Consider the following 16,651-nt stretch of genomic DNA (forward strand, 5'->3'; position numbering starts at 1 on the left):
AGTCTGGTGACGGTTTCAAACACGAGGACGCGCCAAGATGCTTCGCCTGACACTCGCCCTCTCCATGTCGTTCGCACTCGCGCTCTCTGCCGCACAGGCGCAGATGACCAGCGATGTCCGTTTCGATACCGGTAATTTCGGCACGCGCGTCTCCGGCACGATCACCGGAGACGAATACCACGACTTCAGGCTTGGCGCGTCCGAAGGACAGGAAATGTTCATCGAGCTTGTGGTCGGCGACAGCACCGGCAACGGCACTGTCTATTTCAATCTCCTGCCACCCGGCAGCGACGGGGTCGCGATCTATAACGGCTCCACCTATGGCACCACGGCGACGATCGACCTGCCCGAGACCGGAACCTACACGATCCGGGTCTACCAGATGGGCAATGACCGCGACACCGGCGCCACGACCGGCTTCGATCTCAACCTGTCGATCCAATAACGCCGCGCGCCTGCGCCTGCGGCATCAGCCCTTTTCGTGGAAGAATCCGTAGATCCGTTCGGCCAGCGCCTCTGACACGCCCTCGACCGCCTTGAGATCGGCGAGGTTCGCGCGGCTCACGGCCTTCGCGGATCCGAAATGCGCCAGAAGTGCGCGCTTGCGCGACGCCCCCACGCCCGAGATCTCGTCGAGCGGGTTCTTCCCCATCGACTTTGCGCGCTTCGCGCGGTGCGTGCCGATGGCAAAGCGGTGCGCCTCGTCCCGCATCCGTTGGACGAAGTACAGAACCGGGTCGTTGTGCCGAAGCGCGAAGGGCCGCTGGCCGATGCGGTGGAATTCCTCCTTGCCCGCATCCCGGTCGATGCCCTTGGCCACACCCACCATGGGGATGTCCTCGACCCCGTATTCGGCCATGATCTCATGCACCGCCGAGACCTGCCCGGCCCCGCCGTCGATCAGCAGTAGGTCCGGCCACATGCCCTTTTCACGGTCCGGATCTTCCTTCTGAAGCCGCTTGAACCGCCGGGTCAGCACCTCTTTCATCATGCCGAAATCGTCGCCCGGCACGAGGTCTTCACCCTTGATGTTGAACTTGCGGTACTGGCTTTTCAGGAAACCCTCCGGCCCCGCGACGATCATGCCGCCGACCGCGTTCGTGCCCTGGATGTGGCTGTTGTCGTAGACCTCGACCCGCTCGGGCGGCGTATCGAGACCGAAAGCTTCCGCCAGCCCGCGCAGAAGCTTTGTCTGCGTCGCGGTTTCCGACATCTTCCGCGCGAGGCTCTCGCGGGCATTGCGCGCCGCCCCCTCGACCAGTTCGGCCTTCTCGCCCCGTTGCGGCACGAGGATCTCGACCTTGCGACCCAGCTTTTCGCTCAAGAGCTCGCACATCAGATCCGGGTTCTCGATCCCGTGGCTCAGGATCAGCTGCCGGGGCGGTTCCTTCGTGTCGTAGAACTGACCGATGAAGGCTTCCAGCACCTCGGCGGCATCCACATCCTCGCCCACGCGGGGGTAGAAATCGCGGTTGCCCCAGTTCTGGTTGGCCCGGATGAAGAAGACCTGCACGCAGGCCTGCCCATGCTCCATATGGAGCGCGATGATGTCCGCCTCCGAGACGCCGCGCGGGTTGATGCCCTGCACCGATTGCACCTGCGTCAGCGCGCGGATGCGGTCGCGCAGGGCGGCGGCGCGTTCGAACTCCATCGCCTCGGACGCCTCCGCCATCTGCGCGGCCAGCGTCTCCTGGATCTTCGTGTCGCGCCCCGACAGGAACCGTTCGGCGTCGCGCACCGTCTCTGCATACTCGGCCTCCGAGATGCGGCCCACGCAGGGCGCGCTGCAGCGTTTGATCTGATGCAGAAGACAGGGTCGCGTGCGCGTCTCGAACACCGAATCCGAGCAATTGCGCAGCAGGAACACCTTCTGCAGCTGGTTCAGCGTCCGGTTCACCGCACCCGCGCTGGCGAAGGGGCCGTAATAGGACCCCTTTTCCCGCTTGGCGCCCCGATGCTTCTTGATCTGCGGATAGCTGTGATCGCCGGTCACGAGGATGTTCGGGAACGACTTGTCGTCGCGCAGGAGCACGTTGAACTTGGGCTTGAGCTGCTTGATCAGGTTCTGCTCGAGCAGCAGCGCTTCGGTCTCGGTGCGCGTCGTGAGGAACATCATCGACGCCGTATCCGAAATCATCCGCGCGATGCGCCGCGAATGCCCCGAGGGCCGCGCGTAATTCGACACCCGCGCCTTCAGGTTGCGGGCCTTGCCCACATAGAGAACGCGGCTCTGCTCATCGAGCATCCGGTAGACACCGGGCGAGGAATCCAGCGTCTTGAGGTAACTCTGGATGCACTCGTGCCCGCGCAGGGGCGTGTCGCTTTCGCTCTCGGAATTGGCGTCAGTCATCGGATCTTCATGATTCTCTGTATTGAGGCGATTCGCTTTCTGCGCTGCAATTGTCGCGGTCCCGGTTCAAGCCATTTTGCATCCACGGAACCTGTGGATAAACCTATGGGGAAATTTTGGATCAGGCGAAATTTCCCTTTGTTTACGACAGTTTTGTTAACTTGCTCAATTTTTAGGCGATTTTATAACGCACTGATTTTACGTCATAATATTTTGCCTATCGCACATCGCCCTGAAATTCATTGGATTTTTCAGACGTTGTAAGGAAAGCCCGGCCGCGGTGCATAACCTGACCTTGGGGAAGCTATTCCACACCAACCACGTCCGGCGTTTCCCATCCAAGGTGCTGACCGCCATCGATGCACAGAAGCTGCCCCGTAACGGCGGGCGAATCGACGAAATAGCCAAGCGCCCCGGTGATATCGGCAATATTCGCCCCCCGGGACAGAATCGTCGCCGCCCGCTGCTTGGCAAAATGCGAATCGCTCTGACGTCCACCTTGAAGCGTGGGGCCCGGTCCGATGGCATTGACCCGCACATTGGGCGCGAGTCCCTGTGCTGCGGTCTGCGTGAAGGCCCAGAGACCCATCTTCGCAATCGTGTAGGTCATGAATTCCGGCGTCAGCTTGCGCACTCGCTGGTCGATCATGTTCACCACGAGGCCCTGGGCCACGGGCTCTCCGTTCTCGTCCGCCTCGGCTGGGGGGATCTGTGCGGCCAGGGCCTGCGTCAGCGCGAAGGGCGCCCGCAGGTTGCTCTCGATATGCCGGTCCCAGCTGTCGCGGGTCGCGGTTTCCAGTGTGTCATATTCGAAGATCGAGGCGTTGTTGACGAGATGCGTGATCGGTCCGCCCAGAGCCTCGGCCGCTTCAGGCACGACGCGCTGCACCGCCGCTTCGTCCAGAAGGTCCGCACCCACGGTTGCGGCCTTGCGGCCCTTGTCGCGGATGAGCCCTGCGACCTCCTCAGCGGCATCGCCGGAGCTGTTGTAATGCACCACGACATCCAGGCCGCGGTCGGCCAGATACAGCGCCATGGCGCGGCCCAGCCGGTGTCCGGCGCCTGTGACGATGGCGCGTTTTGCATGGCTCATACCTGTCTCTCCTGCTCTGTCAGCTCAACACGTAGAGCACGTAGGCCACATAGAGCGCGGTCAAGATCACGCCCCAGATCCGCGTCAGGTCGCGCCCCATCAGGACGAAGGGCACCAGCAGCAGCGACGCGGCCAGCATCACCCACAGATCGAAGCGCAGGAATTCCGCATCGACATCGATGGGCGCAATCAGGCTGGCAACGCCGATGATGGCCAGAAGGTTGAACATGTTCGACCCGATGACATTGCCAAGCGCCACATCCGCCTGTTTGCGCAACGCCGCCGAGACGGTGGTCGCAAGCTCGGGCAGCGACGTGCCAATGGCCACGAGCGTCAGGCCGATCACCGTGTCCGACACCCCGAAACGCATGGCGATGATCCGCGCGCTGTCGACCAGCAGATCCGCCCCGACAGGCAGGCCAATCAGGCCGAGTGCCAGGAACAGAATGACCTTCCACCACGGCATGTTCGGATCGGCACCTTCGAGGTCATCTTCGTCCTCGGCCGCATCCATCGCGCCGTTGCGGTGCTTCAGGCTGTCCCGAAAGGCATCGCCCAGGATCAGCGCAAGCACCCCGACGAGGATCAGCCCCGCGATCCAGTCGAACACGCCCCGGAACGCCAGCGCGATGAACAGGAAGGTCGAGGCCAGCATGATCCAGTAGCTTTTGCGCGTGTCATGGCTCGATGTGTGCATGACCGCCAGCAATGCGGGAATGCCCAGCACCATCAGCACATTGGCCGTGTTGGACCCCACAACGTTGCCCATCGCGATGCCGGGCACGCCTTCAAGGGCCGCCTTGATCGAGATCAGCAGCTCCGGCGCGGAGGTGCCGAAGGCCACGATGGTCAGGCTGACGATCAGCGCAGGCACACCCAGACGCAGCGCGAGGTTCACAGCCCCCTTCACCAGCGCGTCGCCCGCCAGAAGCAGGATGCCCAGCCCCAGCAGGCCGGTCACGTATACCATCATGTCCGCCCCCCTTTCCCGCAGGGACAGGGGCCCTTGCCGATCCTGAAGCGCCCGCAGGAGCGGCACTTGCGGCTCGCGAGCTGCTTGGCACCGGGCACCCGCAGCTTGCCGAACATCGCCAGCACGCCCATGAAGATCAGGAAGAGGAGAACGATCTTTACGATCACGTCAGAGGCCGTAGCGCGCGAAGGAGGCACGCTCCTCGATCTGGTGGAAGGCACTCTCGGCGGCCTCGGCCCCGAAGCGGCTCAGCAGGCCGCGCTTCTGCCCGTAACGGCGGAACTTCACGTCCTTGCCGAAGCGTTTCTTCATCTCCGTCTCAAGATGGCCGATACCGTCCGCAAGCCCGACCTCGACCGCGCTTTGGCCAAGCCAGACCTCGCCGGTGAAGAGGTCCGGATTATCGGCGAGCTTGCCCTCGCGGCGCGCCTTCACATGGCCGATGAAATTGCCGTGCAGCTCTTCCAGAAGGCGGTTGAGACGTTCGATATCCTCCTCCTTCTCGGGGCGGAACGGGTCCATCATCGACTTCGATTTGCCGGCCGTGTGCACGCGCCGCTCGAAGCCTTGGCGCTGCAGGAAGACATGCGCGCCGAAGCCTGCGGAGATGACCCCGATGGAGCCCAGAATGGAGCTGTCATCGGCGTAAATCTCATCGGCCGCCGAGGCGATCCAGTAACCGCCCGACGCCGCGACATCCTCCACGAAGGCCACGACCGGCACGTCCTTCTCTTCGGCGAGGCGGCGGATGCGCGCCCCGATCAGCGAGGATTGCACGGGCGAGCCGCCCGGCGAATTGATCTCGAGCGCGACGGCTTTCGGTTTGCCCCGACTGAACGCCTTGTCGAGCATATCCGCGACCGACCGGTCCGACAGGCTGGCCCGTCCCATGCCGATTGCGCCTTGCAGCCGTACGACCGAAACGGTCGGGCCTTTCTTGAAGAGGGAAAGCGGATTTTTCATGTGTTTGGACTTAGATTGCGGATGGCCCTTAAACAAGGGGCGGGCAAAGCTCCGCGGGCGGAAGATGCCCCCTGGGGGCCGTTCGCGTCGCCGCGCAAAGTATCGCATCACGCGCGGGGATCGGGGCTCAAACGAAAAGACCCCGCCGAAGCGGGGCCTTTCCAAGTTCTGTCCGACAAGGATCACTCCTTGGCGCGGGCCTTGATCGGCTTCCAGAGACGCTTGTTCGTCAGGTACAGAAGCACCGACAGGATCGTCAGGAAGACAACACCCACGAAACCGGCCTGCTTGCGGGCCATCAGCTTCGGCTCGGCGGTCCACATCAGGAACGCGGCGACGTCCTGCGCCTGCTGCTCGATGGTGACCTCGATATCGGGGTTGGCATATTCCACGTCATCGCCATAGAGCGGCGGCGCCATGTTGATGTAGCCACCCGGATAGGCGGTGTTTTCGTAAAGCACGGTGCCCGCCTGCTCGATCGTCTCACCAGTATAGCCGGTCAGCAGCGATGCGATGTATTCCGGACCGCCCATGCCCTTGAAGAACTGATTGATGCCAAGGCCGTAGGGGCCGTGGAAACCAGCGCGGGCCTTCGCCATCAGCGACAGGTCGGGCGCGCCGACCGCATCGTTGGCCGGGAAGTTGTCGACCGGGGTCGCGGGACGGAAATCGTCCTCTTCCGCGTCATAGACTTCGAAGTTCTGCTCCGCATAGGCGCGCACCTCGGCCTCGGAGAAGCCTGGGCCATCCTCCCACTGCAAGGAACGGAAGGAGACATACTGCATGCCGTGGCAGGCAGAGCAGACCTGGGTGTAGACCTGAAGGCCGCGCTGCAGCTGGTTCTGGTCGTAAGTCCCGAAGGGGCCTTCGAAGGAGAAGTCGTAGTTGATGACTTCGCCCTCGGAGCCGGCGGCATATGCACCGCCGGCAGAGAGACCCATCGCCACGAGGGCGGTCAGGAGGGTTTTCTTGAACATCACGGTTTCCGATCCTTTCTTATTCGGCCGGAGCAACGGACGGTGCGGTCTTCGTGCCACCCGACGCGGCCTTGTGGGCCTCGAAGTCGGCTTCGATCGTGTCGGGCCGTGCGAGCGGCTTTTCGAACACGCCGAGGAGCGGCAGGATGACCAGGAAGTAGGCGAACCAGTAGGCCGACCCGATCAGCGCGATGTAGGGATAGATCCCCTCGGCCGGCATGGCGCCTGCCCACATCAGCACGAAGAAGTCGATGACCAGCAGCCAGAACCACCACTTGAACTGCGGACGGTAGCGGCCCGAGCGGACGGTCGACGTGTCGAGCCACGGTGCCAGCGCCATCACGACGATTGCGCCGAACATCGCGAGCACACCGAAGAACTTCGCATCGATGATGCCGCCGGTCAGCCAGCTTGCCGCGATCACGACCCAGACATCGCCGTCAAAGGCACGCAGGATCGCGTAGAAGGGCAGGAAGTACCATTCCGGAACGATATGCGCGGGCGTCGCCAGCGGGTTCGCCTCGACGTAATTGTCGGGGTGGCCGAGGTAGTTCGGCATGAAGCCCACGATGGCAAAGAACACGGCCAGGATGATCGCCAAGGCGAACAGGTCCTTGATCACGTAATAGGGCCAGAAGGGCACGGTGTCCTTCTCGGCATCCGCCTTCGAGGTGCGGCGCACTTCGACACCGGTGGGGTTGTTGTTGCCCGTGGTGTGGAAGGCCCAGATGTGCACGATCACGAGGCCCAGAATGAGGAAGGGCATCAGGTAGTGCAGCGAGAAGAAGCGCGTCAGCGTGTAGTTGCCAACCGCGGGTCCGCCCAGCAGCCAGGTCTGCAGCGTCTCACCGATGAACGGCACGGCGCCGAAGAGGCCGGTGATCACGGTCGCACCCCAGAAGGACATCTGACCCCAGGGCAGAACGTAGCCCATGAAGGCGGTGCCCATCATCAACAGATAGATCAGGATGCCGATGATCCAGGTCACTTCGCGCGGCGCCTTGTAGGAGCCGTAGTAGAGCGAGCGGAAGATGTGCGCGTAAACGGCCACGAAGAACAGCGACGCGCCGTTCATGTGGATGTAGCGCAGCGCCCAGCCACCGTTCACGTCGCGCATGATATGCTCGATCGAGGCGAAGGCCAGATCCGCGTCAGGCGTGTAGTGCATCACGAGCGTGATGCCGGTGATGATCTGCAGGACCAGCGTGAAGGTCAGCACGATGCCCCAGATCCACATCCAGTTGAGGTTCTTGGGCGTGGGGATCATCAGAGTGTCGTACATGAGACCGACGATCGGCAGGCGCGAGTGAAGCCACTTCTCGCCCCCGGTCTTCGGTTCATAATGGTCGTGTGGAATACCAGCCATTAATACTCTCCTTAACCGAGCAGGATTGTGGTGTCGTCAACAAACTCTGCGAGCGGAACCGGCAGGTTGGTCGGCGCGGGACCGCGACGGATGCGCCCTGCGGCGTCGTAGTGCGAACCGTGGCAGGGGCAGAACCAACCATTGTAGTCGCCGGCGCCATTGCCGAGCGGGACGCAGCCGAGATGGGTGCAGACACCCATCATGACGAGCCAGCGGCCCTCTTCGTCGAGGGTGCGGTTCTCGTCGGTGGCCTCGGCCTCGCCCTGGATGTTCTCGTTGCGGGCAACGGGATCGGGCAGATCGGACAGGTCGACCGACCGGGCCTCCTCGATCTCGGCCTGACCGCGGTTGCGGATGAACACGGGCTTGCCGAGCCATTGCACGGTGATCTGCGAGCCTTCGGCGACCGCGCCGACATCGACCCGGATGGTCGACAGGGCGCGCACGTCGGCGCTGGGGTTCATCTGGTTGACGAGCGGCCAAACGGCCGCTCCGGTAGCGACAGCACCGGCACCGGCGGTGGCATAATAGAGGAAGTCCCTCCGGGTGCCTGCGTGATCTTCTGCATTCGACACGAGGTTTTCTCCGTTCTGGCGCCGGCAAAGCGGCAAGACGACATGGTCCAAGACGGACCTATAGTTCTGACGAGCTACCTAGCGGCCCTTCGCCGGCCCGTCCAGAACCCAAAACCCGCATATTGAACAAAAGCGCCCATGTGTCGCGGGTCTACATGCGCCTGTGAGGGGGACATTCGTCGCGCACCGCCCGCGACGGGCAACGCGGCATGGGGCACCGACAAGGATGCGGGAATCAGGGTTTGATCCGGCGGCGCAGGGCGAAAAGCTTGACGATCACGACGGTCACGTAGGCCACGCAAAGCGCCACGAGGCTGATCCACGCATAGGTGAACAGAACCGCGCCCGCGATGGCGAAGCCCACCAGGAACAGCTTCACGTTCCGGCGCGGCACGCGGGTCGTCTTGAACGACCAGGTCGGGACCCGGCTGACCATCAGGAGGCCGATTCCCATCACGTAAAGCGCCAGAAGCAGGTCGGGCAGCACCGGCCCGTCCGCAAATCCGTCCGCGAAGGCGAAGGAGACGAACATCGGCAACATCGCGAGCATCGCCCCCGCAGGCGACGGTACACCGATGAAATAGGCACTGTCCCCACCCTTGCCGCCGGGGCTCTCTTCCTTGCGGGCGACGTTGAACCGCGCGAGCCGCATGACGCAGCAGATCGCGTAGACAAGCACCGCAAGCCAGCCGAAACCGCGCAGGCCGTCCAGCGCCCAGAGATACAGGATCAGGCCCGGCGCCACGCCGAAATTCAGGAAATCGGCCAGGCTGTCCAGTTCTGCGCCCATCTTGCTGTCCGATCCCAGCGCGCGGGCAAGCCGCCCGTCCATCCCGTCGAGGATCGCGGCCAGCAGAATCATCAGGACCGCAAGCTCCCACCTCTCGGATAGGCCGAAGCGGATCGATGTCAGCCCGAGGCCGATCGCCGTCACCGTCAGCATGTTGGGAATAAGCTGGACCAGCGTCAGCTTGTCCCCGCGCGGCCCGTCGGTCATTCGGCCGCTCCATCGAGCCGTGCGATCACGGTCTCGCCCGCGATCATGGTCTGGCCGATGGCCACGTCCGGCGTGACACCCGGCGGCAGGTAGACATCGAGGCGCGATCCGAAGCGAATGAGGCCGAAGCGCTCGCCCCGCGCGATCTCGGCACCCTCCTGGGTGAAACACAGGATGCGGCGCGCCACGAGCCCCGCGATCTGCACGACACCCAGATCGCGGCCGTCCGCCATGGTGATGACCATGCCGTTGCGCTCATTGTCCTCCGACGCCTTGTCGAGCGAGGCATTGAGGAACTTGCCCGGGGTGTAAGCCACTGTTTTCACACGGCCCGCGACCGGCGCGCGGTTCACGTGGCAATTGAAGACGGACATGAAGACCGACACGCGCAGGCGCTTGTCCTCGGACAGCCCAAGCTCGGCAGGCGGCGTGACCTCTTCGATCAGCGACACGATGCCATCGGCGGGCGAGATCACGAGGCCCGCGCGGTCCGGCGTCACCCGCTCGGGGTCACGGAAGAAGTAGTAGCACCAGATCGTCAGGCCCACGCCGATCCAGCCCAAGGGCTCCCAGATCAGGAACAGCACCAGCGTGATCGCGGCGAAAATCGCCACGAAGCGGCGCCCTTCGGGGTGCATGGGTTTGAGGAAGGTGTCGCGCATCCGCATGGGGCGGCCTTTCAGGTTCGGAATGTCGCCTGATCGGGTATCCAAGGGCGCGCGCCGGTGCAAGGGTCTCGCCCGACGTGGCCCAGGACGTGATCCGGGGCCTCCGGCGCAAATCGGCGCGGTGCGGCATCCGATCCCAGGTCCTGGATCGGGTCCGGGACAGAGACGCCACGGTGTGGGCTGGGGTGGGTTACGGCGCCCGGCTTCGCCGCACTTGGGAAGCGCCGGTCCGGCGGGTTGGCGCTGCACCGATTGTGCTTTGCGCTTTATCTCGTCAGGTCTGCATGTCGCTCATGCGATGCGCCAGCGGCACCAAAGCGCCAATCCGGTCGGGCCGGATCGGCGCTGGAGCGCGGCGGCTTCAAGCAGCCTTGATTCCGCGCTCATTATGCAGTGTTCAATCGCTCGGGTCAGCCTGCCTCTACCCCTGCGGCACTGTCTCCTGCATCGAAGGCCGCGCGGCGAAGCCCTCGTACCAACGCGCCAGCGACGGATGCCCGTCCCGCCAGCCGCGCGCGTCATGACGCAGGTCGAGATAGCCCAGCGCGCAACCCACCGCGATCTGCCCCGCATCGAGGGGTCCCGCGAGATGGCTGATCCAGCGGCCCTCCAGCGCATCAAGCGCGCGGGCGATCTTGCCCCATTGCGCCTCCACCCATTCGGGCCAATAGAGATCACCCTCGCGGAAGCGCGCCTCGTAGGTCATCGCCAGCGCCGCATCCAGGATCCCGTCCGCCGTGGCCTCCAGCGTCAGCACGTCCCAGACCCGGCTCTCGGGATAAAGGCCAGCCCCCGCCACATGATCGAGATAGCGGCAGATCACCCGGCTATCATAGAGCGTGCCGCCATCGTCGCGCACCAGCGCCGGGATCTTCCCGATCGGGTTCAAGGCGGTCAGTTCGGGATCGGGGTCGAGCGGCGAATTGGCCCCCGCCACCAGCTCGACCTGATCGATGAGCCCCGTCTCTATCAGGGTGACATGCACCTTGCGCACGTAAGGCGACGGGCTGAGCTTGTAGAGTTTCATCATGGCCGGGGCCTTTCCTGAATGGGTCCGAAGGCGTGTTCCGCGCGAGCCTACAGGCCGGCCCGCGACCCGCAAGCCCTCAGAGCGCGGGGGGATCGCGCATCAAGGCGGCAAGGGCCGCCAATTCCTGCCCGATGCCATCCGTCTCCACGGCATCCGCCGCCGCAAGCCGGACCGCGTCGGGCTTGTTCTGACCGAGCTTCCAGGTCGCATCGATCTGCTCCACGTGGAAATGAAACGGCACGATCTGACGCATCATCCGCTCGAGCACTTCGGGCGTCATCTTCTCCGTCTGCCAGACGGGCTTCGGGGCCAGAGGCGTCTCCGCCGCCTGCGACTGATGATCGAGCATGGCGCGCATGGATTCCTGCGGTTGCCGCGTGAGCCGCCCGGTCAGATGCACCGCCACGTAGTTCCAGGTCGGCACCTGATCCGCGACCCCGTACCAATCGGGCGAGATGTAACTGTCCGGCCCCATGACCGCGATCTTCGCGGGCGCATGCGTGTCGATGCGCCGCGCGATGGGGTTCGAGCGCACGAGATGCAGCATCGCCACATCCCCCGCTTCGTTCAGCGTGAACGGGATATGCGCCAGAAGCGGCACCGGATCGGCGGACACACAGAGCGTGCCGAACCCGCGCGCGCGGGCGAAGGCGATGTCCTTGGCATGATCGGCGGAGCGGAACACGGGGTTGGGGTGCATGGCCTCCCTCCTCAGCCCGCCTTGGGATGGGCGGCGGCATAGACCTTCATCAGATGCACCTGGTCGACCGAGGTATAGGCCTGCGTTGTCGAAAGTGACGCGTGGCCCAGAAGTTCCTGGATCGCGCGCAGATCGCCACCCGCCTGCAACAGATGCGTGGCGAAGGAATGCCGCATCGCATGCGGGGTCGCGGTCGCAGGCAGGCCCAGCTGCATCCGGGCCGCCGCCGTCACCTTCTGCACCAGCCGCGGGTTGAGCGCCCCGCCCCGCTGTCCGCGAAAGACCGGCGCGCCGGGCGTCATCTCGTAGGGGCAAAGGCGCAGATAGGTCTCGACGGCCGTGCGAGTCACGGGCAGGACGGGCACGACCCGCTCCTTGCCGCCCTTGCCGGTGATGCGCAGGCTCTCGCCCAGCGGCAGATCGGCGCCGGTGAGCCCCAGCGCTTCCGAGATCCGCAGCCCCGATCCGTAAAGGAGCGTGACCACGGCGGCGTCACGCGCGCCGATCCAGTCTTCGCGACCCTGATCGCCCACGCTGTCGATCATCGCCCGTGCTGCGTCTTCGGTCAGAGGGCGCGGCAGCTTCTTCTGGAACTTGGGCGCCCGGGCAGACAGGACGGCCGTGGGCTCGAACCCTTCGCGTTCGGCCAGGAAGCGGTAGAAAGACTTCACCGCCGAGAGCTTGCGCGCCATCGAGCGGGGGCTGGCCCCCTGCCCGCGCAGATGCGCCAGATAGGCGCGCATGTCGGTGGTGGTGATCCGAGCCAGCGCGGCCAAGCCCTGGCTGTCGCCATGATAGCCCGTCATGAAGGCGATGAAGCCCATGACGTCGGTGCGATAGGCGGTCTCCGTATTCTCGGCCTGCCCCTTGAGGGCGCGCGCGGTCTCCAGCCAGGATTGCACCGCGTCGCGGGCCTGGGGCGAGACCGCGAGGCTCATTGCAGCCAGCGCCGCATGGAGCGTTCGAAGACGCCCGCGAAGAAGGACAGAAGATCGGTGCCGTGCTGCGGCGTGAACTGGTGCGGATCCTCGGCGCCGAGGATCAGAAGACCCGGCAGACGGCCTGTGCCGAAATCGAGCCGCAGGCAGGCCTCGGACCGGATCCAGTCGCTCAGTTCCTCGTAGATGCGCGCGTCGCCCTCGTCGATCTGGCGCAGGCTGACCTGGCGCTGCGGGACATTGCGCCCCTCTGAGACATAGCCGTCGATGAAGCCCGGCTCGGCCACGATCAGAACGCCGCCCAGCCGCGCGACGGTCTCGGCCTCGGCCTCGGCATTGGCGCTTTCGAGAATGAGCTTCACGCAATCCACGCGCAGGATATCGGCGACGTCGCCGCCCAGATCGCGCAGGAAGACCTCGAACTCGGTGGGATCGAGCATGCGCAGGATGGCGCGGTGCAATTGGTTCGTGCCCGAGAGATTCTCGTAGGCCGCCGCGATCACCGAGCGATGCGTCTCTTCGAGCCGGTCGAGCCGCGCCTCCAGCCGCTCCATCGCGATACCGCGCAGATCCACGATATTCGAGCCCATGGCCCGTTCATTCGCCGCGACCAGCGCGCGCATCAGGTCGACATCCTCAAGCAGAAGGTCCGGCCGCTCGATCAGGGAATCGCGCAGGGAAGGGTCGATTTTGGGTTGGCTCGTCATGTCGCCTCATTGGGTGTCGCGGACCCGTGTTGCCCGGGTCTTGGTCCCGACCTTGTCCTCCGGCGGGGCATGTCCTGTCAATCGCGCTCAAGCGGGCCTCGGCGGCCGGGTGCCTTTGAGGTCACGCGCCGAGATAGGCCGCAAGGGCCGCAGGCGGGTCGGCAAAGAGCGCCTCCGTCTCGCGCGGAGCATGGGCGCGGCCATCCGCGACGAGCACGGTTTTCTGAGCGAAACGGCGCGCATCGGCGGGATCGTGGCTGACCATCAGCGTCAGTGTGCCGCGCGCCGCGGCGATCTCGCGGACCCGGTCCAGCATCTCGGTCTTGAGGGCGGGGCCCAGCGCCGCGAACGGCTCATCGAGCAGAAGCACGGGCCGGTCCTGCAACATCACGCGCGCCAGCGCCGCGCGGCTGGCCTGCCCGCCCGAGAGTTCTGCTGGTTTGCGCGCGCCGAACCCCGGCAGGCCAACCTCGGCGAGGGCCTCGTCCACCCTGCGGCTGTCCTCGCCCGAAAGGCGTCCGCCATCGGGGCGCAGGGCAAGGCCCAGATTGCGCGTGAGGCTCAGATGCGGAAAGAGGTTCTGATCCTGAAACAGGATCGAGACGGGCCGCGCACCGGGCGGAGCGGCGGTGATGTCGCCCCCCTGCCAGAGGATGCGTCCCGCCTCCGGCGCGCGGAACCCCGCGATCGCGTCGAGCAGCGTCGACTTGCCCGCACCGGACGGGCCGATGATGGCCACCCGCTCCCCGGGCGCGAGGGCCATGTCGGCACTTAGCGAAAAGTCCCCCGCCCGGATCGTGACGCCCTCGAGCTCAAGCATGCACCCGCCCTCCCCGGTCGAACGCCCAGAACAGCGCCAGGCTGGAGGCCAGCAGCACAAGTGCAGCACCCTGCGCGGCTTCCATCTGGTAGCTGCCCATCAGCCGGTAGACATAGAGCGGCAGCGTCGCGCGCTCGGGATCGGCGAAAAGCGCGATGACGCCGAGATCGCCCATGGACAGCGCCGCCGTCAGCCCCGCCGCAAAGCCCAAGGGACGGCGCAGGCGCGGCAGAAAGACGAAGCGCAACCACGCCCAGGGCGTCAGACCCAGAGATTGCGCAAGGCGGGCGAAGTCGGCGCGGATCGCCTCGGCTTCGGGGCGCAGGATGCGCAGAGCGAAGGGCAGGCTGACCAGCGCGTTGATCAGCGCCGTCACAGGAAGGGCCAGCGTGAACGGATTGACGTAGGGCCGCACGATCAGGAACAGCCCCGTGCCCAGAACGAGCGGCGAGAGCGCGATACCGAGAAGGCCCAGTAGCTCGCCCCGCCGCGTGGCGAGCGGCAGCGCCCAGATGAGGCAGAGCGCGGTGGAGACAAGCGCCACCCAAAGAGAATTCCACGCAGCCTCCAGCATCTCGGGACCGAGCAGGACCAGCCCCGGCACGCCCCGCAATGTCACGAGCACAAGCGGCGTCAGCAGGAACAGCGCGACCGCCGCAATGGCCACCGCATCAAGGGCGCGGGCCGCAGCGCCCTGCCCGTCCCAGCGCGGCACGATCCGGTCGAGACCCGCGCCAAAGCCCGTCCCCCCCGACAGGCGCAGCGCCACGAGCCCCGCCGCGATGGCAAGGGCAAGTTGCACGACCGAAAAGGCTGCCGCGCGCCCGAGGTCGAAATCGAAGCGCATCGCCTGGTAGATCGCGAGCTCCACCGTGGTCGCGCGTGGCCCGCCGCCAAGCGTCAGCGCCACCGCGAAGGATGAGAGACAGATCACGAAGATCACCGCGAAGGCGCCTGGCAGGATACGCGCGAGCATCGGCGCCTCAAGCGTGCGGAACATCGCCCAGGGGCTGAGGCCCAGAGAGGCCGCAAGGCGCAGGCGCTCGCCCGGCATTGCGAGCCAGCCCTGCAGGATGAGCCGCGTGGCCAGCGGCAGGTTGAAGAAGACATGCGCAATCACCACGCCATGAAGCCCGTAGATCGTCATCTCCGGCAGGCCCAGCGCGCCGAGCACGCGATTGACGATGCCGTTGGTGCCGAAGGTCGCGATCAGCCCGAGCACCGCCACGATGATCGGCAAGATGAAGGGCGCGCCCAGAAGCGCCACCAGAAGCCCGCGGCCCGGAAAGTTTCGCCTCGCCAGCGCACGGGATACGGGCACGGCGCAGAGGATCGAGAAGAACGCCGACAGGGTCGCCTGCCACAGCGTGAAGCGGATCGCGTCCACGTCACCGGGCGCGAAGGCCGCAAAGCCCCCCGCCCGGATCAAGACCGCGCCCACCGGCACCAGCGTGACCGCCAGCACCGCGAGGGCTGCGATTATTGCGAAAGGCCCGCGCGCCATGCCTCGATCGCCTGATCCTTGAGCGCGTCCGCCTCATCCTCGGAATAGAAGAGCGCGGTGTCCGGCAGGTCGAGCTGCTGGAAGCCCTCGGGCCATTGATCCTGCGGCAGCGCTGCCGGGAAGGACCAGTTGCCGGTCGCGATCATCGACTGGAACTCCTCGGTCAGGATGAACTCCATGAACTGATCGGCCAGCTCCGGGTTGTCGGTGCCCGCGACTTTGCCCACCAGCTCGACCATGAAGTAATGCCCCTCGGGGAAGATGGCGGCCTTTATGGTGGGGTCGTCCTCGGCGATCAGGTGATAGGCGGGCGAGGTGGTGTAGGACAGCACCATATCGGCTTCGCCATCGGTGAAGAGCCCGTAGCTTTCCGACCAGCCCTTCGTGACCGTCAGCACATTGTCCGACAGCTGCGCCCAGGCATCCTGCGCGTCTTCGCCATAGACCGCCTGCACCCAGAGCGCGAGCGCCAGTCCCGAGATCGAGGTGCGCGGGTCCTGGATCACGATGGTGAGATCGTCGCCCGCCTCCAAGAGCGCGTCGAAGCTTGCCGGCGGTTCTGGGGTCCGGTCGGTGTCATAGACGAAAGCGGTATGGGCGTAGTTGAACGGCAGGAAGACCTCGTCCGTCCAGTCGACGGGCAGTGTCAGGTTCGCGATGTTCTGCCCGTGCGGCGCGAAGAGGCCCGCCTCGCGTGCCTCTTTCGTGACGTCGGTGTTGAGCCCGAAGACGATATCGGCCTCGGTCCGGTCGCCTTCGAGACGCAGGCGCGGCATGAGGTCGCCCGGGCTGAATTGCAGATCGCAGTCGCAGCGGGCCTCGAACATCTCCTCGATCTTGGGGCCGGGGCCCCATTTCGAGACGATGTAATCGCCTGCATAGACGGTCAGGACATTGTCCTGCGCAAGCGCGGTGCTTGCCAGAAGCGTGCCCGCTGCAAATGTGGTGAGGGCTTTCATGTCCCATCCTCCTCTTTGCGGCGGATGGGCA

Annotated in this window: 18 protein-coding genes; 1 reads left to right on the forward strand and 17 read right to left on the reverse strand. The window is 65.2% G+C overall.

The genetic code is table 11. The features are described 5' to 3' along the window. The first annotated feature begins 37 nt into the window (after positions 1–37). Entirely contained in the window at positions 38–445 is a 408-nt protein-coding gene (locus tag FIV09_RS14740; RefSeq protein ID WP_152451018.1) for a hypothetical protein, read from the forward strand. Positions 446–469: 24 nt separating this feature from the next. Here FIV09_RS14740 and uvrC read toward each other — a convergent pair whose 3' ends face one another. The 17 genes from uvrC to FIV09_RS14820 form a co-directional block, all read right to left on the reverse strand. Continuing rightward, on the reverse strand, positions 470–2,350 hold the full coding sequence (gene uvrC, locus FIV09_RS14745) for an excinuclease ABC subunit UvrC (protein WP_152451020.1): 1,881 nt from the start codon (positions 2,348–2,350) through the stop codon (positions 470–472). A gap of 304 nt (positions 2,351–2,654) precedes the next feature. After that, a complete protein-coding gene (locus FIV09_RS14750) occupies positions 2,655–3,443 on the reverse strand; it encodes an SDR family oxidoreductase (RefSeq protein ID WP_152451022.1) in 789 nt (262 codons plus the stop codon). A 19-nt stretch (positions 3,444–3,462) separates the two neighbouring features. Further along, on the reverse strand, positions 3,463–4,413 hold the full coding sequence (locus FIV09_RS14755; protein ID WP_152452633.1) for a calcium/sodium antiporter: 951 nt from the start codon (positions 4,411–4,413) through the stop codon (positions 3,463–3,465). Beyond that, a complete protein-coding gene (locus FIV09_RS20480; protein ID WP_172975746.1) occupies positions 4,413–4,583 on the reverse strand; it encodes a hypothetical protein in 171 nt (56 codons plus the stop codon). Before FIV09_RS20480 ends, FIV09_RS14755 begins: the two co-directional genes overlap by 1 nt. Position 4,584: 1 nt before the next feature. Then, positions 4,585–5,379 carry a S49 family peptidase gene (locus tag FIV09_RS14760; RefSeq protein ID WP_152451024.1) on the reverse strand — a complete coding sequence of 265 codons (795 nt, stop codon included), beginning with the start codon at positions 5,377–5,379 and terminating at the stop codon, positions 4,585–4,587. A gap of 182 nt (positions 5,380–5,561) precedes the next feature. Then, the gene (locus tag FIV09_RS14765) at positions 5,562–6,356 is read right to left on the reverse strand and encodes a cytochrome c1 (RefSeq protein ID WP_152451026.1); all 795 of its coding nucleotides are present in this window, start codon (positions 6,354–6,356) and stop codon (positions 5,562–5,564) included. 19 nt (positions 6,357–6,375) lie between these two features. Continuing rightward, positions 6,376–7,722, reverse strand: a complete 1,347-nt coding sequence (locus FIV09_RS14770) for a cytochrome b N-terminal domain-containing protein (protein WP_152451028.1) — start codon at positions 7,720–7,722, stop codon at positions 6,376–6,378. An 11-nt stretch (positions 7,723–7,733) separates the two neighbouring features. After that, positions 7,734–8,297, reverse strand: coding sequence for a ubiquinol-cytochrome c reductase iron-sulfur subunit (gene petA, locus FIV09_RS14775; RefSeq protein WP_152451030.1), 564 nt, complete (start codon positions 8,295–8,297; stop codon positions 7,734–7,736). A gap of 235 nt (positions 8,298–8,532) precedes the next feature. After that, positions 8,533–9,294 (reverse strand): CDP-diacylglycerol--serine O-phosphatidyltransferase, encoded by a 762-nt coding sequence (pssA, locus tag FIV09_RS14780; RefSeq protein WP_152451032.1) that lies wholly within the window; start codon positions 9,292–9,294, stop codon positions 8,533–8,535. After that, positions 9,291–9,962, reverse strand: coding sequence for a phosphatidylserine decarboxylase (locus tag FIV09_RS14785; protein ID WP_152452635.1), 672 nt, complete (start codon positions 9,960–9,962; stop codon positions 9,291–9,293). Before FIV09_RS14785 ends, pssA begins: the two co-directional genes overlap by 4 nt. A gap of 421 nt (positions 9,963–10,383) precedes the next feature. Continuing rightward, positions 10,384–10,989 carry a glutathione S-transferase gene (locus FIV09_RS14790; RefSeq protein WP_152452637.1) on the reverse strand — a complete coding sequence of 202 codons (606 nt, stop codon included), beginning with the start codon at positions 10,987–10,989 and terminating at the stop codon, positions 10,384–10,386. Between the two features lie 79 nt (positions 10,990–11,068). Continuing rightward, positions 11,069–11,692, reverse strand: coding sequence for an FMN-binding negative transcriptional regulator (locus FIV09_RS14795; protein WP_152451034.1), 624 nt, complete (start codon positions 11,690–11,692; stop codon positions 11,069–11,071). A gap of 11 nt (positions 11,693–11,703) precedes the next feature. Continuing rightward, positions 11,704–12,630 (reverse strand): tyrosine recombinase XerC, encoded by a 927-nt coding sequence (locus FIV09_RS14800; protein WP_152451035.1) that lies wholly within the window; start codon positions 12,628–12,630, stop codon positions 11,704–11,706. Beyond that, positions 12,627–13,337, reverse strand: coding sequence for a DUF484 family protein (locus FIV09_RS14805; RefSeq protein WP_152451037.1), 711 nt, complete (start codon positions 13,335–13,337; stop codon positions 12,627–12,629). Before FIV09_RS14805 ends, FIV09_RS14800 begins: the two co-directional genes overlap by 4 nt. Positions 13,338–13,458: 121 nt before the next feature. Further along, a complete protein-coding gene (locus FIV09_RS14810) occupies positions 13,459–14,157 on the reverse strand; it encodes an ATP-binding cassette domain-containing protein (RefSeq protein WP_152451039.1) in 699 nt (232 codons plus the stop codon). Continuing rightward, positions 14,150–15,661 carry a thiamine/thiamine pyrophosphate ABC transporter permease ThiP gene (locus FIV09_RS14815; RefSeq protein WP_152451041.1) on the reverse strand — a complete coding sequence of 504 codons (1,512 nt, stop codon included), beginning with the start codon at positions 15,659–15,661 and terminating at the stop codon, positions 14,150–14,152. The genes FIV09_RS14810 and FIV09_RS14815 overlap by 8 nt, the downstream gene beginning before the upstream one ends. Beyond that, a complete protein-coding gene (locus FIV09_RS14820) occupies positions 15,637–16,620 on the reverse strand; it encodes a thiamine ABC transporter substrate binding subunit (RefSeq protein ID WP_152451043.1) in 984 nt (327 codons plus the stop codon). The genes FIV09_RS14815 and FIV09_RS14820 overlap by 25 nt, the downstream gene beginning before the upstream one ends. Positions 16,621–16,651 lie beyond the last annotated feature (31 nt).

It is taken from the genome of Roseivivax sp. THAF197b (genome assembly GCF_009363255.1).
GTDB lineage: Bacteria > Pseudomonadota > Alphaproteobacteria > Rhodobacterales > Rhodobacteraceae > Roseivivax.

What these genes read in the sequence shown, in the direction of transcription:
- FIV09_RS14820 (WP_152451043.1), bottom strand. Translation starts at nt 16,620, where the DNA reads ATGAAAGCCCTCACCACATTTGCAGCGGGCACGCTTCTGGCAAGCACC.
- FIV09_RS14785 (WP_152452635.1), bottom strand. Translation starts at nt 9,962, where the DNA reads ATGCGGATGCGCGACACCTTCCTCAAACCCATGCACCCCGAAGGGCGC.
- FIV09_RS14740 (WP_152451018.1), top strand. Translation starts at nt 38, where the DNA reads ATGCTTCGCCTGACACTCGCCCTCTCCATGTCGTTCGCACTCGCGCTC.
- FIV09_RS14760 (WP_152451024.1), bottom strand. Translation starts at nt 5,379, where the DNA reads ATGAAAAATCCGCTTTCCCTCTTCAAGAAAGGCCCGACCGTTTCGGTC.
- FIV09_RS14810 (WP_152451039.1), bottom strand. Translation starts at nt 14,157, where the DNA reads ATGCTTGAGCTCGAGGGCGTCACGATCCGGGCGGGGGACTTTTCGCTA.
- FIV09_RS14790 (WP_152452637.1), bottom strand. Translation starts at nt 10,989, where the DNA reads ATGAAACTCTACAAGCTCAGCCCGTCGCCTTACGTGCGCAAGGTGCAT.
- FIV09_RS14805 (WP_152451037.1), bottom strand. Translation starts at nt 13,337, where the DNA reads ATGACGAGCCAACCCAAAATCGACCCTTCCCTGCGCGATTCCCTGATC.
- FIV09_RS14815 (WP_152451041.1), bottom strand. Translation starts at nt 15,661, where the DNA reads ATGGCGCGCGGGCCTTTCGCAATAATCGCAGCCCTCGCGGTGCTGGCG.
- FIV09_RS14800 (WP_152451035.1), bottom strand. Translation starts at nt 12,630, where the DNA reads ATGAGCCTCGCGGTCTCGCCCCAGGCCCGCGACGCGGTGCAATCCTGG.
- FIV09_RS14755 (WP_152452633.1), bottom strand. Translation starts at nt 4,413, where the DNA reads ATGGTATACGTGACCGGCCTGCTGGGGCTGGGCATCCTGCTTCTGGCG.
- FIV09_RS14750 (WP_152451022.1), bottom strand. Translation starts at nt 3,443, where the DNA reads ATGAGCCATGCAAAACGCGCCATCGTCACAGGCGCCGGACACCGGCTG.
- FIV09_RS14770 (WP_152451028.1), bottom strand. Translation starts at nt 7,722, where the DNA reads ATGGCTGGTATTCCACACGACCATTATGAACCGAAGACCGGGGGCGAG.
- uvrC (WP_152451020.1), bottom strand. Translation starts at nt 2,350, where the DNA reads ATGACTGACGCCAATTCCGAGAGCGAAAGCGACACGCCCCTGCGCGGG.
- pssA (WP_152451032.1), bottom strand. Translation starts at nt 9,294, where the DNA reads ATGACCGACGGGCCGCGCGGGGACAAGCTGACGCTGGTCCAGCTTATT.
- FIV09_RS14765 (WP_152451026.1), bottom strand. Translation starts at nt 6,356, where the DNA reads ATGTTCAAGAAAACCCTCCTGACCGCCCTCGTGGCGATGGGTCTCTCT.
- FIV09_RS14795 (WP_152451034.1), bottom strand. Translation starts at nt 11,692, where the DNA reads ATGCACCCCAACCCCGTGTTCCGCTCCGCCGATCATGCCAAGGACATC.